16 protein-coding genes and 1 tRNA gene are annotated in these 18,477 nt (G+C 61.8%); 10 read left to right on the top strand and 7 right to left on the bottom strand.

Annotated elements, in window-relative coordinates:
- Positions 1-12: 12 nt before the first annotated feature.
- The 4 genes from AB8A33_RS25715 to AB8A33_RS25730 form a co-directional block, all read right to left on the bottom strand.
- Positions 13-660: a hydrolase gene (locus AB8A33_RS25715; RefSeq protein WP_089267975.1), complete on the bottom strand. Its 648-nt coding sequence runs from the start codon at positions 658-660 to the stop codon at positions 13-15.
- Between the two features lie 690 nt (positions 661-1,350).
- On the bottom strand, positions 1,351-1,815 hold the full coding sequence (locus tag AB8A33_RS25720; RefSeq protein WP_439095384.1) for a hypothetical protein: 465 nt from the start codon (positions 1,813-1,815) through the stop codon (positions 1,351-1,353).
- A 455-nt stretch (positions 1,816-2,270) separates the two neighbouring features.
- Positions 2,271-2,360: transfer RNA gene (locus AB8A33_RS25725), tRNA-Ser, on the bottom strand.
- A 567-nt stretch (positions 2,361-2,927) separates the two neighbouring features.
- Positions 2,928-4,022 (bottom strand): ROK family protein, encoded by a 1,095-nt coding sequence (locus tag AB8A33_RS25730; RefSeq protein WP_439095385.1) that lies wholly within the window; start codon positions 4,020-4,022, stop codon positions 2,928-2,930.
- A gap of 245 nt (positions 4,023-4,267) precedes the next feature.
- Between AB8A33_RS25730 and AB8A33_RS25735 the strand changes: the two genes are divergently transcribed.
- Positions 4,268-5,608 carry a TadE/TadG family type IV pilus assembly protein gene (locus AB8A33_RS25735; RefSeq protein ID WP_439095386.1) on the top strand — a complete coding sequence of 447 codons (1,341 nt, stop codon included), beginning with the start codon at positions 4,268-4,270 and terminating at the stop codon, positions 5,606-5,608.
- A gap of 94 nt (positions 5,609-5,702) precedes the next feature.
- On the opposite strand, the gene AB8A33_RS25740 is transcribed toward AB8A33_RS25735, so the two are convergent.
- A complete protein-coding gene (locus AB8A33_RS25740) occupies positions 5,703-6,596 on the bottom strand; it encodes a LysR family transcriptional regulator (protein ID WP_439086958.1) in 894 nt (297 codons plus the stop codon).
- Positions 6,597-6,751: 155 nt separating this feature from the next.
- Between AB8A33_RS25740 and AB8A33_RS25745 the strand changes: the two genes are divergently transcribed.
- The 4 genes from AB8A33_RS25745 to AB8A33_RS25760 all read left to right on the top strand — a co-directional run bounded on the left by AB8A33_RS25745 (position 6,752) and on the right by AB8A33_RS25760 (position 9,955).
- Positions 6,752-7,915, top strand: coding sequence for a mandelate racemase/muconate lactonizing enzyme family protein (locus tag AB8A33_RS25745; RefSeq protein WP_439095387.1), 1,164 nt, complete (start codon positions 6,752-6,754; stop codon positions 7,913-7,915).
- Positions 7,916-8,383: 468 nt separating this feature from the next.
- Positions 8,384-8,878 carry a 50S ribosomal protein L21 gene (gene rplU / locus AB8A33_RS25750; RefSeq protein WP_089266555.1) on the top strand — a complete coding sequence of 165 codons (495 nt, stop codon included), beginning with the start codon at positions 8,384-8,386 and terminating at the stop codon, positions 8,876-8,878.
- A gap of 80 nt (positions 8,879-8,958) precedes the next feature.
- Positions 8,959-9,231, top strand: a complete 273-nt coding sequence (gene rpmA, locus AB8A33_RS25755) for a 50S ribosomal protein L27 (RefSeq protein WP_068737821.1) — start codon at positions 8,959-8,961, stop codon at positions 9,229-9,231.
- Between the two features lie 133 nt (positions 9,232-9,364).
- Positions 9,365-9,955 carry a GNAT family N-acetyltransferase gene (locus AB8A33_RS25760; RefSeq protein ID WP_439095388.1) on the top strand — a complete coding sequence of 197 codons (591 nt, stop codon included), beginning with the start codon at positions 9,365-9,367 and terminating at the stop codon, positions 9,953-9,955.
- A gap of 80 nt (positions 9,956-10,035) precedes the next feature.
- Here the strand turns inward: AB8A33_RS25760 and AB8A33_RS25765 are convergent, their stop codons facing one another.
- Positions 10,036-10,956 (bottom strand): DMT family transporter, encoded by a 921-nt coding sequence (locus AB8A33_RS25765; protein WP_439096061.1) that lies wholly within the window; start codon positions 10,954-10,956, stop codon positions 10,036-10,038.
- A gap of 162 nt (positions 10,957-11,118) precedes the next feature.
- Here AB8A33_RS25765 and obgE point away from each other — a divergent pair, with 162 nt between their 5' ends.
- The 3 genes from obgE (at position 11,119) to AB8A33_RS25780 (ending at position 13,708) form a co-directional block, all read left to right on the top strand.
- On the top strand, positions 11,119-12,168 hold the full coding sequence (gene obgE, locus AB8A33_RS25770; protein WP_315840093.1) for a GTPase ObgE: 1,050 nt from the start codon (positions 11,119-11,121) through the stop codon (positions 12,166-12,168).
- Positions 12,169-12,219: 51 nt separating this feature from the next.
- Positions 12,220-13,350, top strand: coding sequence for a glutamate 5-kinase (proB, locus tag AB8A33_RS25775; protein WP_092140564.1), 1,131 nt, complete (start codon positions 12,220-12,222; stop codon positions 13,348-13,350).
- A 136-nt stretch (positions 13,351-13,486) separates the two neighbouring features.
- Entirely contained in the window at positions 13,487-13,708 is a 222-nt protein-coding gene (locus tag AB8A33_RS25780; RefSeq protein ID WP_068737829.1) for a cysteine rich repeat-containing protein, read from the top strand.
- A 55-nt stretch (positions 13,709-13,763) separates the two neighbouring features.
- Here AB8A33_RS25780 and AB8A33_RS25785 read toward each other — a convergent pair whose 3' ends face one another.
- On the bottom strand, positions 13,764-15,449 hold the full coding sequence (locus AB8A33_RS25785; protein WP_439096062.1) for an MFS transporter: 1,686 nt from the start codon (positions 15,447-15,449) through the stop codon (positions 13,764-13,766).
- 165 nt (positions 15,450-15,614) lie between these two features.
- Here AB8A33_RS25785 and AB8A33_RS25790 point away from each other — a divergent pair, with 165 nt between their 5' ends.
- Positions 15,615-16,991 carry a hydrolase gene (locus tag AB8A33_RS25790; protein WP_439095389.1) on the top strand — a complete coding sequence of 459 codons (1,377 nt, stop codon included), beginning with the start codon at positions 15,615-15,617 and terminating at the stop codon, positions 16,989-16,991.
- 95 nt (positions 16,992-17,086) lie between these two features.
- Complete coding sequence (locus AB8A33_RS25795; RefSeq protein ID WP_439095390.1) at positions 17,087-18,472, top strand: cytochrome P450; 1,386 nt, start codon at positions 17,087-17,089, stop codon at positions 18,470-18,472.
- Positions 18,473-18,477: the final 5 nt, after the last annotated feature.

An 18,477-nucleotide genomic window follows, 5' to 3' on the forward strand; every position in this document is an offset into this window, starting at 1 on the left:
TGACGTGACGGCTTACTTGGCCGGGCCGCCTTCGGAAGCGTGCTCACCAAGCGCCCACTTCGAGAAGCGGATCTGGATGCCGTAAGGCGAATGCGCACGCTGGATGTCCATCATGCCCTCATAGGTCTCGCTGCGCGCCCAATCCTGCTGCAGCTCATAAGCATATTGCGAGGACGTGATCGGCACCGCGCCAGCCTGGATGGCGCGCTGCATGGCGCGCTCATGCGCTTCCGGCGAGAGATCGCCGCAAGCGTCGGCAGCGATGTAGATTTCAAAGCCTTCGCGCAGCATGTCCAGGGTCGGAAAGATCACGCAAGCCTCGGTCCACAAGCCCGCGATCACGAATTTCTTGCGGCCGGTGGCGGCGACGGCCTTTCGGAAGTTCGGATCGAGCCACGAATTCATCGAGGTGCGATCGATGATCTCCTGGCCCGGAAACAGCGACACCACCTCGGGGATGAACGGGCCGGAAAACGACTCTGCCGCGACTGTGGTGAGAACGGTTGGAATCTTGAAGAGCTTCGCAGCTTTTGCAAGAATCTGGACGTTGTTCAATGTGACAAGACGGTCGTGCGACTGGACGCCCTGGAACATCGCGGGCTGAAAATCGATCAGCGCGATAGCGCTGTTTTGGGGCGTCAACATTTCCTGAAATGACATTCGAATTCTCCATGAAAGGGTTGTGACGGCTTCGCTTGTGTCCGCACAATGGCGGCTCTTCTGCTGATCCGTACGCCGACACCGATCAATTCGTCGATCAGGAGACCACGGGTCACGAAGCCACCACGCGGGATAACCCGGGAAGAAACCACGGTCTTGTCTGTAAGTCATCAGCATTGAACGATCGGCCCACGACACGGCGCGCGAACGATTCTCCCCAGCATGGTACCGGCTTAGGCAAAAGTCGCAGTCGACGCGGGCGAGTTCTTCAAAGAGTTGTCGCAGATAGCTTACTTAGCAAAGCACTGGCTTTCGCAAGATCTGCTGTCTTGCCTCCCTCAGCGAAAGCGAGATACACACTCGACAACAGTTCTTTTGTGCTGTCTCGCCTTTCAGTATCTGCCGTGAGGGCCGCAAGGTCGACCACTGTGTGCAATTCCCACGCGCGATCCCTGCGCGCGAGCTAGATCCAAGGATTGCTGAAAGTACAGTTCAGCTTCGTGTCGCCGCGCTTGGGGCAGCTCGCAAAGCAGCTTGCCCTTTACGCGCAAGAGTTCAGGCAACTGGATCAATTCTCCGCTGCCCTTCCCGCGATCAATCGATTCATCGATCAGTTTCGGCCTCTCCCCGGCCTGCCCAAGCTCGAGAGGTCCGAACGCCGGTTTCATGTTGAACTCTGTCGTCAGCAACTCATGGCGCGCTGCATGGATGGGCCGCAGCGCGGCCTTGAGATCGTAGACGCCCTGCCTCACTGCGCCCCGCCGAATTGGCCAGCTCGGCCTTGCGGCATCGCCCGATAGCTATCAGCGATCCCATGGCGTTCGCTTCAGCCAGCGAATAGGAGCGATCAACGTAGCGTTGAGCAACATCGAGATCTCCGCGCCAGAGGGCGACGGTCGCTGCTCCCACCAGTACCAGGGCGAGCGCCGCCGAAGGTCCCGTGGCCTCAGACGCCTTGACGGCCTCGCTTGCGCGCTCCGCCGCTTGATCAAGATAGCCCTGCAACCAGAATGTCCGCGCCAAAGTGACGATCGACCGATAATGCGGGTCGCAGCCAAGAAAGATCGAACTGTGCTGCGAGTGGGCAAGCACGAAAATCAGGCTCTCGAGTTCGGAACGCGAACGACCGAGATCGCCTGAAAACTGCAGGGCCATTCCGAGCGCCGAATGCGCTAGCGCCGCGACCGCAAGGTCGTCCGATCGACATCACCACCAATATCATCTGATGCAGGCATTGCGCTGATCGAGCGCGCGGCACCCGACGGCTCGCGGGGACAGTAGGTGGACAACCTTGCAGGTGCTCCGCGTCACTGCACGGGCGTCAGCGAGAGCCAGCCAGCATCTCCGACATGATCTGTCCGACTTGATCCGTGTGTTTGAAAAACGAACCGGACCTTTTGCTTCATCGTTGGACGCTTCAGACCATCCTCCAGCTTGAAGCTGGGAGATGTTGCCACGTCCGCGCATGGAGGCAAGCGGTCGAGAACCTCGTCCCTATTGATCACATCTGCAGTTTCGTGGGGCCGCAACGAGCGACATGTGGGGGACGCCTCGATTTTGGGACCCGCCAAGCCATTGATTTGATTGAGATCGTAAGGGTCAAAGCGTAGTGGCGGAGAGGGGGGGATTCGAACCCCCGATGGGCTTGCACCCATGCCGCATTTCGAGTGCGGTACAATCAACCACTCTGCCACCTCTCCAAGGCGCCAAGACCCGCGGTCGCCCGCGGGTGGTTGCGCGGAGTTCTAGGCGAGGATGGCGGGCCAGACAAGACGGGCAGAGCGGAAAATCCGTACCCGATCACCCGCAGAGCCGCAAAAGCTGGCTCGAGCGGGCTCGTCGACCAGAAAGCACACCCTTTCGTTGGAGATTCGCAGCTGCAACAGACGCTATGGTCGTGTCTGCGGCATGATGAGCCGCGGCGGCACCAGGATGATTCGCCGACAGATGCCCGCACTCGGCCATTGGCCGAGGCGGCACCGGGACCACCCGGCCCCACCGCGCAGTCAGCCGCCCGCAGCACCGATGCGAAAGATGACGACGAAAGTGCCCGGGACAAACCAGCATGGCGCGAGCACATCCGTGATGCGAGCATTCCGCGCAATTACTCCACGACCAGAAGTCGGGCACCACCGACTGGCTCGATCCGAAAGCGTCGCGCGATGCCCGTCATCATTCCGCCGACGCGAAGGCCAACAAGTGCCGGAAACTGAAGGACTGAAAGTCACGGCACTGGATCGCTGTGGCGGACCCGGCAACTGTCCGGGTCAATCCTTGTCTTTCTTCGCTTTCTTGTCGTCCTTCTCTTTCTTGCGATTGGTGAAGCGGGCATTGCCCAGCCCCGTTCCGATCGTCAGCACGCCCCAGCGTTCGAAGTCCTGCATGAAAGGGACTTCACTGAGCCCCTGGACAACGCCATCATTGTGCATGAGCACCGCAGTATCGTGATCCCCGATTGTGGGAATGCCTTCGGCAAGCAAGGCCGGCAGATTGAACTTGCTGCTCTCCCAATTACCCGGAAGATTCTGCGCGCCCTTCGCAATGGTGCCGTCTTCGTTGATCACCCCCGGGCACGAGATGCCAATGAACGGCGCCAGCTTGAGGCCTTCCTTGTCGGCAGCGGAGATCAGATCCTTCAGCATCTTCACTAGCCGCTTGACGGCGCCCTCACGCGTCGGCTCGTCATCGGCATGTTTCCAGAGATCGGACTTCCACACCCCGGCCTTGGAGAGATCCTTCGATTTCTTCCATGCGGTTTCGACCACGCCGCAACGGATGTTGGAGCCGCCGATGTCGACCGCAAGAATGCTGTCGTAACCTTCGAAGATCCATGACGGCGCCAGATGCAGGCAACCGATCAGGCCGGCTTCGTCTGGATGAAAACGGATCGGCACCAACGCTACCTTGAGACCCTCGGCCTTGAGAATGATGTCCGTGCGCGCAATAACAAGTTCCCCGACGCGGCTCTGGCGGAAACCGCCGCCGACCACGATGCATTCCGTATCTGCCCAGGCCTTCGTCTTGAAGAAGCGCTGCGTGACATAAGCCAGCTCCCGCGCGAATTCTTCGATCGCACCATGGACGAGTGCAGCCGCAGCTACATCGTCGCCAAGCAGGATTTCGTCGAGGCTGGATTTACTGATCTCGTTGGCAGCCTTTTTGCCGAGCGGGTCGTCGCCATTCTTTTTCAATGGCTTTCTGAGATCATCCAGTATCCGCTGAAACGCGCCCTTACTGGCGCGGTCGCCGAGAAAGCCGTTGTCGTCCTTCAGCTCGATGTTGAACGTGTCCACATCAACGGATGGCAGCCGCTTGGCACCGTGATTGCCGATGCCGACGGTCGTCATTGTGTCTTCAGCCATATTGCCCCTGCCAGACTAGAACCGCACGATAATGCCCGGGGAGCCGGTTTGTTTCATCGCCGAGGCAGGATGATCGTACCGCTTCCTTTTGCGTCGATCCTTCAAGCCGTTTTCGACGATGGCCGGTAGAACATCCTTAACTAACCAAACGGGGCGGTAACCCAAGCCACCACTTTCTGCGATCGACCTAACGGTAAATTTATTAGCTCAGGTAATTATCTCTGCATTCATACGGGTGCGTATTCATGCTGAAGTCATTCCTCGGGCTATCATTCCTCAGGCTAACTGATCGTTTTCGCCGCGACCGGCGCGGCAATGTCGCGATCATATTCGCGATCACATGCATACCCCTTATTTCCATGGTGGGCGCTGCGGTTGACTATACGCGTGCCCTACAGATCAGATCCCAACTGCAAGCCGCCCTTGATACTGCCAGCGTCGGCTCCATCGTGCAGAAGTCCGCTGCATTCATTACCGCAGGCTCGATGACATCGGACGGCCCCGTCCCCGGGGGCGACGTCGATGCAATCAATATTTTCAAGGGCAACACATCAGGCAGGACCGGCTTCACGCTGACCAGCACGACAGCGACCGTCAATCGCGCCAACGGCGTCGTGACGGCCACTATGCAATTCTCGGCGGATGTGCCGACCAGCCTCACATCCGTCATGGGCTTTTCCAAGATGACCGTCACCGGCAGTTCTGTCGCGACGGCGACGATGCCGAATTATATCGATTTCTATCTGCTGCTCGACAATTCGCCGTCAATGGGCGTCGGCGCAACACCGGCCGACGTGGCTACGATGGTCAACAACACGTCGGACAGCTGCGCCTTTGCCTGCCACGACCTCAACAACAACAATAACTACTACAAGCTCGCCAAGACACTTGGCGTGACCACACGCATCGACGTGCTGCGTACGGCCACCCAAAAACTGATGGATACCGCAGCCAGTACGCAGACCTATTCCAACCAGTTTCGCATGGCTATCTACGACTTCGGTGCGGCCGCCTCGACGTCCGGTTTGAGAGCCCTGTTCACATTGTCGTCCAGCCTCTCGAATGCGAAGACGGCGGCCGGAAACATCGACTTGATGACCGTGAACGGCCAGAACGACAACAACGATCAGGACACCGGCTACAGCACCATATTCCCGGCGATCAACACTGCTATCAGCGCGCCCGGAGCCGGTACAGCAAGTGCACCACTCAAATATCTCTTCTTCGTATCCGATGGCGTGGCTGATGAATACAATCCAAGCAACTGCCTGAAACCGACGACTGGTGGACGATGCCAGTCGCCGATCAATCCGGCGCTTTGCACCACGTTGAAGAATCGCGGCATCAAGATTGCCGTGCTCTACACGACCTACCTCGCACTTCCGACCAATGGCTGGTACAATAGCTGGATCGCACCATTCAACGCTGGTCCTTACGGACCTTCACCCAACAGCCAGATCGCCAGCAATATGCAGAGCTGTGCTTCGCCGGGCTTCTATTTTGAGGTCAGCCCGACCCAGGGCATCTCGGAAGCGATGACGGCGCTGTTTCAGCGTGCCGTCGCCGATGCGCGCGTGAGCCGCTAACCGGCGCAATCACCGGGCAAGCCGGGCAGCTCCACGATATCGACTGCGTGATTCGTCTTCAAGATCACGCACGACACCACACTATGGCGAATTCTCATTCGCTTGCGCTCTCCTTCAGGCTATCCAGCAGCAATTGCGCCGGCCGACTGAGGCCCTTGTCGCGCACGGCGACGACGAATTGCCGCTTAGCCCAGTCATTGCTGAGCGGAATGACCTTCAGTCCCAGCGTCTGCTGGATGGTGGAGGCTTCTTCCTGCGGGATGATGGCAACAGCCAGTTGTGCGGCGACGATGCGATAGGCGGCATCCACCGTGGAGACCTGAATGCGGTAGCGCATCTGCTTGCCGGCCGCAGCCGCGACGCTTCGCTGCATGGTTTGCATGATGCTCCGCGCGACGATATCGACATGCTCGAAGTCGATCGTATCCTCGAACGACACTGACGTGCGTTTCGCAAGCGGATGAGCGGGGTGCACCACCACCGCGAGATGATCGCGGTGATAGGGAATCGTCTTGAGGCCGCGCAGGTCGACGGCATCCCAGCACACGCCGATATCGGCGCGCCCTTCCTCGACGCCGCGGACGACCTCCCAGATCTCGCGCTCTTCCAGACTGACGCGCACATCGCGATAGCGCTTGGCGAACAGGCTGATGTCTTCCGGCAGCACCTGCGCCACCGCCGACTTCGAGGCGAACACCCGCACATGGCCCTGCACGCCATCGGCGAACGCGCCGAGTTCGGCCTGCATCCGGTCGAGCAATTGCAACGACTCCCGTGCATAGCGACACAGCGCTTCACCGGCCGCCGTCACCGTGACGCCGCGGCGACCGCGTTCGAGTAACTGCACGCCGGCTTCCTGCTCCATCTGGCTGATGCGCTTGCTCACCGCGGAGGGCACGATGGCCTCGCGTTTGGCGGCATTGGCGATATTGCGCTCCTCGCAGACGGCGATGAACAGGCGGAGCGAAATTGGATCGAAGCTTTGCATGGAACGTCCGGGATGGCACTAGCCATCTTATCTCGGAACTTCTCTGATGAAAAATGACCATTTCAGAGATGGCTGGGGAAGGCGTATGTCATCTCAAGCTGGCCGGAAGTCGGCCTCAAGCATCTCAAGCCTGCCTCAGGAAAGTCACAGGATCCATGCGTATCGTCGACATCCGGGAGCGCACCGCTCCGATCGCCTCCCCCATTGCTAACGCCTTCATCGACTTCAGCAAAATGACATTGAGTCTGGTCGCTGTGGTGACCGACGTGATCCGCGACGGCAAACCCGTGATCGGCTACGGCTTCAATTCCAACGGCCGTTACGGCCAGGGCGGCCTGATCCGCGAGCGCTTTGCACCGCGCATTCTGGAAGCCAAGCCCGACAGCCTGATCGACGCCTCCGGCGACAATATCGACCCGCACAAGGTGTGGGCCACCATGTTCACCAATGAGAAGCCGGGGGGCCATGGCGAGCGTTCGGTCGCTATCGGCACCATCGATATGGCGGTGTGGGACGCAGTCGCCAAGATTGCCGGCAAGCCGCTGTTTCGTCTGCTCGCGGAGCGTTACGGCACCACCGCCGACCCGAAGGTCTTCGTCTATGCCGCGGGCGGCTACTACTATCCGGGCAAGGGCCTCGAAGGCCTCGCCTCGGAAATGAAGGGCTATCTCGATCGCGGCTACAATGTCGTGAAGATGAAGATCGGCGGCGCGCCGCTGGCCGATGACTGCAAGCGTATCGAGCATGTGCTGAAACTGCTTCCAGCAGGCGCTAAACTCGCTGTCGACGCCAATGGTCGCTTCGATCTTGAGACGGCCGTCGCCTATGCCAAGGCGCTGCGTGAATACGATCTCTTCTGGTACGAGGAAGCCGGCGATCCGCTCGATTACGAGCTGCAGGCAAAGCTCGCCGAGCATTATCCCGGTCCGATGGCGACCGGCGAGAACCTGTTCTCGATGCAGGACGCGCGCAACCTGATCCGCTATGGCGGCATGCGCTCGGACCGCGACTGGCTGCAGTTCGACTGCGCGCTCAGCTACGGCCTCGTCGAATATCTCCGCACGCTCGACATGCTGAAGTCTTACGGCTGGTCGTGGCGCCGCTGCATCCCCCATGGCGGCCACCAGATGTCGCTGAACATCGCGGCCGGCCTCGGCCTCGGCGGCAACGAGTCCTATCCGGACCTGTTCCAGCCCTATGGCGGGTTCCCGGACGGCGTGAAGGTCGAGAACGGCCATATCGTGATGCCGGAACTCCCGGGCATCGGCTTCGAGGGCAAGTCCGACCTGATCAAGGAAATGCGAAGCCTGGCGTCGTGAGGGCGACCGAGAGGCTAAGCCTCTGATTTGGAGAACAAAACTCCGTCATGGCCGGGCGTGACCCGGCCATCCACCTTTCCGCCATTCCGTCCGAAGATGGATGCCCGGGTCATCTAGCGAAGCTCGCTTCGCGCTACCCGGGCATGACGAACTGAAGGCAGGCGCCCGAAAAACGGGACGGCAGGTTAAATGGTACGCTCCATCGGAGGCACGGACCCATCCGCCAAGACTCTGTTTTTGGCTCGCTTTTCGCCCGTCTTTCCTTGACTCTCCGCCTTCACCCTCTATAAAGCACGCTTCGGCGCAAGCTTTGCTTGGCGCCGATTGTTTTTGCGTGGGGTCGCAACGTCGACCAGAAAACGCAGAAATTCGCGACTTCCTAGAAGTCGCGGTGAACCCTTATCGACTGAACAAGAAGCCGTCCCGGATCTGATCCGAGGATGGGATCGAACACGAAGGAATATAACGATGTTCGCAGTCATCAAAACCGGCGGCCGGCAATACCGCGTCGTTCCGGATGATGTGCTCGAGATTGGCAAGATCGCCGGCGATGTCGGAACGATCGTGCAGCTTGGTGAAGTTCTCGTGCTGGGCGGTGATACGCCTGTGCTCGGCCTGCCTTTGGTGGCTGGTGCGTCGGTTGCCGCCGAAGTGCTCGACCACAAGCGCGGCCCCAAGGTCATCTCTTTCAAGAAGCGCCGCCGCAAGAATTCGAAGCGCAAGCGTGGCTACCGTGACGAGCTCACGATGATCCGCATCACCGAGATCCTGGCCGACGGCAAGGCGCCGACGATCGGACCTCGCCCGAAGCGTGAGAAGCCGGTCGTGACCGCTCCGGTTGATGGCGACGAAGCTCCTGCCAAGAAGGCGCCGGCGAAGAAGGCCGCTGCTCCGAAGGCAGCCGCTGCCAAGCCTGCTGCAGCCAAGAAGCCGGCTGCAAAGAAAAAGCCCGCCGCGGAATAAGCCGCTGCGAAAAGTTGAGAATCTGTGAGACAATTCCTTCAAGGAATTGATCTAGAACTTATCGAGATCGGAGACGGGCTATGGCTCATAAAAAAGCAGGCGGTTCATCGCGCAACGGCCGCGATTCAGCTGGCAAGCGCCTCGGCGTGAAGGCGTTCGGCGGCGAACGCGTGATTCCCGGTAACATCATTGCGCGTCAGCGCGGCACCACTTGGCACCCCGGCCTTAATGTCGGCATGGGCACAGACCATACCCTGTTCGCCAAGGTCGAAGGCCATGTGGAGTTTCGCGCCAAATCGAACGGCCGCACTTTCGTATCGGTACTCCCGATTACTGAAGCCGCGGCCGAATAAACGGTGGACACATTGGAGTCCGCCGGGTCCTGTTGAACCGGCGGAGCGCCAGAATTGGGCTCCAGGGGAGGCGGGAAACCGGCCTCCCCTTTTCGTTTGGTGCGTCGCTTCGGGGCGCACACAGGAGCCCGAGATGCTGCAGGATATTCCGACCCCGACGTTGAGAGAAACCAGAGGCTGCGTCCTCGAGACCGAACGGCTGGCCTTGCGCAAGCCGACACTCGCGGACGTAAAAGCCATCGCGCTTCTCGCCAATGATCGCCGCATCGCCGAGATGACGCGTCGCCTGCCCTTCCCGTATCGGCAGGATCACGCAGTCGATTTCGTCAATTCGCTGAGCGGAACGGCAAGCGACAGCGTGTTCCTGATTGAACTCGATCGTCGCCCCATCGGCATGGTCGGGATCGACTGGCGCGAAGCCGAATCGCCGGAGCTCGGCTACTGGCTCGGCGTCGATCACTGGGGTCAGGGTTTTGCCACCGAAGCTGCTCGTGCCGCGATCGATTACGCATTCGATGAATTCGACATCGATCACCTGATCTCGGGTGCGCGCGTTGCCAATCCGTCGTCCCGCAACATCCTGGAGAAGTGCGGCTTCCAGTGGAGTGGCGTTCAACTGCACCGCTTCGAAGCCATCGGCTCATCGACGCCGGTGGATTGCTTCAAGCTGACAAGGGGCGTGTGGTCGTCGCTGAAGAACTGGGGAACGTCGACGAGAAGGTGAGCGACTCTTACTTCCCCTCTTCCCTTGCGGGAGAGGGTGCCTCCGCGAAGCGAAGGCGGGAGAGGGGAAGGAAGAAAGCCTCACACCGCCGCCGGCGGCACCTCATCCGCGATCTTTCCGAGCTGCTGCTCGCGCAGGAAGATGTAGAGCCCTGCCGCGATGATGACTGCCGCGCCGATCAGCGTGGCCCATGACGGCAATTCGCCGAACACGAGATAGCCGAAGATCACCGCCCAGATGATCATCGAATACTGATACGGCACCACCGTGCTGGCTGGCGCCAGCTTCAGCGAACGATTGACACAGAGCAGCGCGCAGACCGAGACAACGCCCGCCAGAAAAAACAGACCGAGATCGCGCAGATTGGGCGTCACCCATCCGAATGTCGTGAAGACCGCGCCGAAAGTAAACGTGCCGATAAACTGCGTCGTCGCCAGCACGACGTCCGGCGCGGAACGCAGCGAGCGGGTGATCAGCATCAGCGCGGCGAAGGACAAGCTACCGCCGAGCGCGATCAGTGCCGGCCATGTCACCGTCTGCGCCGAGGGCTGCAGTGCGATCAGCACGCCGCAGAAGCCGACGAAGATCGCAGTCCAGCGTCGCCAGCCGACGGATTCGCGAAGAAAGATCGCGGAACCCGCGGTGACGAAGATCGGACAGGCGAGATAGTAGGTGATGACGTCCGCCAGCGGCAGATAGGCCGCCGCCCAGAAGAACGCCGCGACTTCCAGCGTCGACAGCACCACGCGAATGAGCTGCAGACCTGGTCGGTCGAGTTGCAGGAAGTCCGCACGATGCCGCCAGATCGACGGCGCCAGCAGCGCCAGCGCTGCGCAGGCGCGCAGGAGCATCAATTGCCCGACCGAATAGGTGCCGACCAGGAATTTGCCGATCGCATCGCCGCAGGAGAACATGCTGATGCCCAGGAGCATCAGGCCGATACCGGCCAGCCGGGCGGCGCGATTGTCGGCTGCGGTCGAAATGGTCGCAAACATGCCTATATGAGCCTTTAGGTAAGCTTCTGGGTGCGGCTTGGTTAACGGCGCGATGTTGTCGTTTAGGACGCCACCGGATGCGCAGCAAGGCCCGAAAATAAGGGCTTTTCACGATGCGCCGACGATGAAGTGGTTGCCGCGACCACCCCCCTGCGATACGGATACGCTATGAAATTCCTCGATGAAGCCAAGGTTTACATTCGCTCCGGCGACGGCGGAAACGGCTGCGTGGCCTTCCGCCGCGAGAAGTATATCGAATTCGGCGGCCCGTCCGGTGGCAATGGCGGCCGCGGCGGCGATGTCATCATCGAAGTGGTCGACGGCCTCAACACGCTGATCGACTATCGCTACCAGCAGCACTTCAAGGCGCCGCGCGGTGTCAACGGCATGGGCAAGGATCGCCATGGTGCCAATGGCAAGCCGATCACGCTGAAGGTTCCGGTCGGTACGCAAATCATCGACGAAGATCGCGAAACGCTGATCCACGACTTCACCAAGCTCGGCGAGACCTATGTGCTGGCCGAAGGCGGCAATGGCGGCTTCGGCAACGCGCATTTCAAGTCATCGACCAATCGCGCACCGCGCAATGCCAATCCCGGCCAGCCCGGCGAAGAGCGCTGGATCTGGCTGCGGCTGAAACTGATTGCAGATGCGGGCCTCGTCGGCCTACCCAATGCCGGCAAGTCCACATTCCTCTCCAAGGTCAGCGCTGCGCGACCGAAGATCGCCGACTATCCGTTCACCACACTGCATCCGCAGCTCGGGGTCGTCGATGTCGACGCGCGCGAATTCGTGCTGGCCGACATTCCCGGTCTCATCGAGGGCGCGCATGAAGGCGCCGGCCTCGGCGATCGCTTCCTCGGCCATGTCGAGCGTTGCCGCGTGCTGCTGCATCTGATCGATGCGACCTGCGAACATGCGGGCAAGGCCTACAAGACTGTCCGCGCCGAACTCGATGCCTATGAGGGCGACCTTGCCAACAAGGTCGAGATCGTCGCGCTTAACAAGATCGATGCGGTCGAGCCGGACGAGTTGAAGAAGCAGAAAGACCGACTGAAGCGCGCTGCGAAGCAGACGCCGCTGCTGATCTCGGGCGCAACAGGCGAAGGCGTGCCGGAGGCATTGCGTGCGCTCGTTGCAGTGATCGGCGAGGCGCCGGTGTCGGACAAGGCCAAGAGCGCGGCACAGTCTGCGCCATGGGCACCGGCGACGAGCTGATCTGCCTCTGACGTCCGTCCAAGCATCACACGCACTGCCAAAGCCCACATCATGTCGCGCCCCGAGCTAAAGAACTTTCGCCGTATCGTCGTCAAGGTCGGCTCCTCGCTGCTGATCGATTCCGCGGCCGGTGAAGTCAGGGCCAAGTGGCTCGCCGCACTGGCCGCCGATATCGCCAAGCTGCATGCAGATGGCCGTGACGTGCTCGTCGTGTCCTCGGGTTCGATTGCGCTTGGCCGCAGCCGCCTCAAATTGCCGCGCGGTCCCTTGAAGCTCGAAGAGAGCCAGGCTGCCGCTGCCGTTGGACAGATCGCGCTGGCACGCATCTGGTCGGAAGTGCTGGGTCATCACGGCATCGGCGCCGGACAGATTCTCGTGACACTGCAGGACACCGAGGAACGCCGCCGCTATCTCAATGCGCGCTCGACCATCGGCAAGCTGCTTGAATGGCGCGCCGTGCCGGTCATTAACGAGAATGACACGGTCGCGACCAACGAGATCCGCTATGGCGACAATGACCGCCTCGCAGCGCGCGTCGCGACCATGGCATCCGCCGACCTGCTGGTGCTGCTGTCGGATATCGACGGTCTCTACACTGCGCCGCCCGGCGCCAATCCCGATGCGAAACTGATTCCTATTGTCGACAGCGTCACCGCCGAGATCGAAGGCATGGCGGGCGCGGCCGAGAGCGAATTGTCGCGCGGTGGCATGTACACCAAGATCGAGGCAGCGAAGATCGCGACCACGGCCGGCACGCACATGATCATCGCGTCCGGTAAGGTCGAGCATCCGCTGCAGAAGATCGCCGATGGCGGCCTCTGCACCTGGTTCCTGACGCCTGCCAATCCCGTCACTGCACGTAAGCGCTGGATTGCGGGATCGCTGGAACCGAAGGGTACGTTGACCATTGATGCAGGTGCTGTTGCTGCACTCCGTGCCGGCAAGAGTTTGCTGCCTGCCGGCGTCATCAAGGTGGAAGGCGATTTCGCACGCGGCGACGCCGTTATCGTGCGTGGACCGGACACGCACGAAATCGGCCGCGGCCTCGTGGCTTATGACGCAGACAATGCCGAGAAGATCAAAGGCCGCTCATCTCCGGACGTGATGATTATTCTTGGCATCAGCGGCCGCGCCGAAATGATCCATCGCGACGATCTCGTGATCTCGGGATCGCGAAGTTAAGTAGCGACGCTTCGCCTGAATGACGTAACGCGCAATCCGTGAACCTGGTGCCGGACGCTCGCCATCATTGCGCCACTCCCGCGTACTTCGTTGCGCGCCATACAGTCAGATAACCAATTTTTGGGAGGCCCATTTCATGACCCGACTTTTGATCATCCCGTTCCTGCTGATCGCAACGTCCGCTTTCGCGCAGGGCGGCAACACATCAGCCAATCAGTCGGCCTGCTCACGCGACGTCTCGCGCTTCTGCCGCGCCAAGATGAACGATGGCGACATGGTCGTGCTCAGCTGTCTCAAGGAAAACCGTTCGAAGCTCAGCAAGGCCTGCGCGAAAGTTCTCGCCGAGAATAATCAATAGCGCGACTGGCGTTTTCGAGCGAAGTGGGCACGGGCTCGCGTCAAAACAAAAAACTCTAACCGCTGCTGCCGGCCGGCGTCGCGACAGGAAGCACCTCGGTCGCTGCGCGATCGGGCGTATCGTCCTTCCAGCGCACCGAACCGAACGGCCGCTCCAGCATGCGGCGCACGCGGACCGGATCCGCCCCGAGATGGAATGCCACTGCGCGCTGATACAATGCGCGTTCGGACTGCGTCGCGCGGTTGCGCTGGCGCAGGAAATCGAGCCAGGTTGGGCAGTGATAGCGCTCGGTCCACAATTCGGGATCGGCGATATCACGCGCGATCGACCAGCCATAGGCGCCATTGCGCTGGCGAGAAAGCTGCACGTCCTGCATCACGCCGTGGAACGCCCGCGCGCTTTCCTGATCCACGCGATATTCGATCTCCACCACCAACGGGCCACTGCGCGCCGTCAACTGGAGCTGCACTTCAGGATCGGCCAACGTCTCGGCATCCTCGTCACGCGCGCCGGTCGGCGGCATCCGCAAGAACAGACCGAACAGTGGTGACAGAAACATCGCCGCGCCAGACACCAGTAGCGCGGCCTCGACGCCAACCATGTCGGTGAGATGACCCCAGCCCCAGCTGCCAATCGCAATGCCGCCGGCGATCGCCGCCTGGAATGCCGCAAGCGAACGCCCGGCGACCCAGCGCGGTGCGGAGAGCTGCACGCCAATGTTGAACAGGGCGACCGCCAGCATCCACACCGAGCCCGCCACCACCAGCGCCGCCGCGGTGATCACCGGCTCACTGCTGACCGCAACGACCGCAATCGCCACGCCCATGATCAGCGCGCAGGCGCGGATCGCGCCTTCGCCGCTGAGGTGCTTGCGGACATGGCCTATATTCATCGCGCCGATCACCGCACCCATGCCGAAGGCGCCGAGCATGATGCCATAGGTCTGCGCGCCGCCATGCAGAAGGTCGCGCGCAACCAGCGGCATCAGTGCCGACACCGAGCCGCCGCAGATGCCGGTGATCAGGGTGCGCATCAGCACAATGCGGATCGACGGCGAATTGGCAATGTAACGCACGCCGGACACGATGGCGCGGCTCATCCGCTCGCGCGGCAGCCTGGAAACATCGACCTTGCGACGCCACAGGAACAGCACCACCAGCAACGGGATGTACAGCACCGCATTGGCCGCGAAGGCTGCGACGGCACCGGCGGTGGCAACCACGATGCCGCCGATCGCCGGGCCGAAACTCCGCGCGATATTGTAGCTGATGCCGTTCAGCGCCACGGCGGATGGCAGTACCTCCGGCGGCACCTGCTCGCCCACTGAGGATTGCCAGGCCGGCCCGAACAGCGCCATGCCGCTGCCGATGATGAAGCAGAAGGCCAGCAGGATGTTCGGCGTGATGTGGCCGGTCCAGTCCAGCATGGTCAGCATGGTGGCGCCGACCAGGGACAGCACGAGCGAGACCAGCGACACGATGCGGCGATCATACATGTCCGCGACGGCACCCGCGGGCATCGAGATCAGCATGATCGGCAGCATCAAGGCGGTCTGCACCAGCGCCACCTTGTCCGCCGACGCAGTCATCTGCGTCATCGCCCAAGCGGCGCCCACGCTCTGGATCATCAGACCCAGATTGGACAGCAGGCTGGCGAGCCAGATCCGCCGGAACACCGCAAACCGCAGCGGGGCGGCAATGCCGTCGGAGGGAAGAACCACTGGTTTCGCTGCTTCGGCCATCATCGTCCCGTCGTCTGCTGCAGATAGCGACTGCAGGGCCATGCGGGGCCTGATTCCCCGCTGGCGTATCCAAGGTGATGCCTGTGAAACGCGTTGTCTGTCCAGTGCCTGCTCCGCTATCACAGCAGCAAGCGCCGGTAGTGCGCAGATAGAGGGAGACCAGCCATGACGCTGTCGCGACGAACCATTCTCACAGGCGCAGCGATGCTGCCGCTGGCCGCCCATGCGCTCCGTTTCGAGGCCGTTGCACAGACCAACCTCAGCGCAGCGGCCGGTTTCGACATTCCCCCGATCCTGTTCGTCCATGGCAATGGCGACCACGCGGCGCTCTGGATGACGCAGATCTGGCGCATGGAATCCAATGGCGTGCCGCGCAACCGCCTGATGGCGCTCAATTTCACCGATCCGCTGGCGCGCAGTGACGATGCTGTGGCGCAGCAAGGCCGCTCCTCCACGGAGGACCAGCGCCGCGAGCTTGGCGAGGCCATCGCGGAACTGAAAAAGCGCACGGGTGCTGCGAAAGTGGCGCTCGTCGCCAATTCGCGCGGCGGCAATGCGGTCCGCAATTACATCAAGAATGGCGGCGGCGCCGATGTCAGCCACGCCGTGCTGTGCGGCACGCCCAATCACGGCGTATTCGACTGGACCGACAATCCCGGCAGCGAATTCAACGGCCGCGGCCCGTTCCTCAAGAGCCTTAATCCCGGCGAAGGCCCTGAGGTGACCGAAGGCACCGCCTTCCTCACCCTCCGCAGCGATGGCATCGACAAATATGCGCAGGCCGACGGTCGCCTGCTCGGCAAGCCGGGCGTGGCCACCGGCGTCACCGCCGATGGTCCGGCGCTGCGCGGCGCGACGAATCTCGTGCTCGGTGCCATCGATCATCGCGAGACCGGCTTTCACCCCCGCGCCTTCCGCGAGATCTACAAATTCATCGCCGACCGCGAACCAGTGCGGATCGATATCGCGCCGGAAAATGAGGTGAAAATCAGCGGTCTCGTCACCGGCACGCCCGGCGGCGTTCCGACCAATCGTCCGGTCGCGGATGCCTTGGTTGAGGTGTATCGCGTCGCGCCCGACAGCGGCGAACGGATCGGGGCGGCGCTCCATGCGGCCCGCACCTCCGCCGATGGCCGCTGGGGTCCGGTTCAGATTGACCCTACCTGGCCTGTCGAGATCGTGCTGACATCGGCCGCCGCGCCGATCACGCATTCCTATCGCTCGCCATTCCCCCGCTCGTCCGACGTCGTGCATCTGCGTGCCGGTCGCGCACTGGGGCCGGCCGATGCCAATGTCGGCGCCGTGGTGTCGATGTCGCGCGTCCGCGGCTATTTCGGACTGCCGCGCGATGTCGTGCTGCTCGACGGCAAGGAGCCGGCCGACGTGAAAGCCGGCGTGCCCACGGATTCGCTCTCGACTATCCGCCTTCCGGCCAAGGACATGGGACGTCCGGTGGCAGCGCTGTTCAATCAGGAGCGGATCGTGGTGCGCGCCTGGCCGGCGTCGGAAAACCGGATCACGGTGGCGGAATTCACCGAGTAGCCGGCGAGACTGCCTCTCGCCTTCATGGCGCCCGGATTTGCAACTGCTATAGTCGGGCCACACCCAGCGCCCCATTCCAGGTTGCGAGGTCCATCGTGAGCATTGCCGAAGTCTACGACTTTCCCGCTCCGCGGCAGCCCCTGGTGCCGCCGAGCCCGCCACGTGCGCCCGAGAACATGGGTGCACTGGGGCGTATGTCGGCAATGCGCCGCAGCGCCATCGAGACCTGGGGCCAGCGCGCCTATGAAGATGACATCATCAAAGGCCGTTTCTTCGGCCATTCCAGTTTCATCCTCAATGACCCCGATGCGATCCGCCATGTGCTGGTAGACAATTACGAGAACTATACCCGCACGCCTGCGGCATTCCGTGTGCTGCGGCCGATGCTCGGCGAGGGCCTGCTACTCGCCGAAGGCCGCACCTGGAAACACCAGCGCCGCACACTGGCGCCGGCCTTCACGCCGCGCGCGGTGATGACTTTGGTGCCGCACATGATCTCGGCGGTCGATGACACGCTGACCGACTTGCACCGCGCGGAAGGCAAGCCGGTCGATCTGCGCGCGATCATGCAGCGGATGACGCTGGAGATCGCAGGCCGCACCATGTTCTCGTTCGGCATGGCCGAGCATGGCGCGAAGCTGCGCGACTTCGTGATGGAATACGGCATGAACCTGGCGCGGCCGCATTTCCTCGACCTGCTGCTGCCGCTGGGCTGGCCAACGCCGCAGGATATCTCGCGCGCCTTCTTCCGCAGACGCTGGACGAAATTCGTCGGCGAGCTGATGACCGCACGTCGCGCTGCCGGCAAGAACGACGACGCGCCGCGCGATCTGTTCGACCTGATGGTGGCCGCACACGATCCGGAAACCGGTGCATCCTTCACTGATGTGCAGCTCGGCGATCAGGTGGCGACGATGATCCTCGCCGGCCATGAGACCACGGCAACGGCGCTGTTCTGGGCGCTGTATATGTTGACGCTCGATCCGGCGACCCAGGAGCAGGTCGCGGCCGAAGCCCGTGCCGCCAGCGCGAGCGGTACGTTCGACATCGAACATCTGAAATTCACCCGTGCCGTGATCGACGAAACCATGCGACTCTATCCGCCGGCCTTCCTGATCGCACGCGCGGCCGCGGGCCCTGATCGTCTGGCTGGCCAATCCGTTGCCAGCAAGGACGTGATCCTGATCGCGCCCTGGCTGCTGCATCGACACGAGAAATTGTGGCACGAGCCCACCGCCTTCATGCCGTCCCGCTTCACGCCCGGCGCGACGCCGCCGGACCGCTTCGCCTATCTGCCTTTCGGCGTCGGTGCCCGGGTCTGCATCGGCGCGCATTTCGCGCTTGTCGAGGCCACATTGGCGCTGGCGAAAATCATCGGCGCGTTCCGCGTCGAGCTGCCGGATAAAGCACCCGTCATGCCGATCGGCGTAGTGACAACACAACCGGATCGCTCGCCAATGTTCCGGATCGAGCGGCGCTGACGTTA

It is taken from the genome of Tardiphaga sp. 813_E8_N1_3 (assembly GCF_051811025.1).
Lineage (GTDB): Bacteria > Pseudomonadota > Alphaproteobacteria > Rhizobiales > Xanthobacteraceae > Tardiphaga.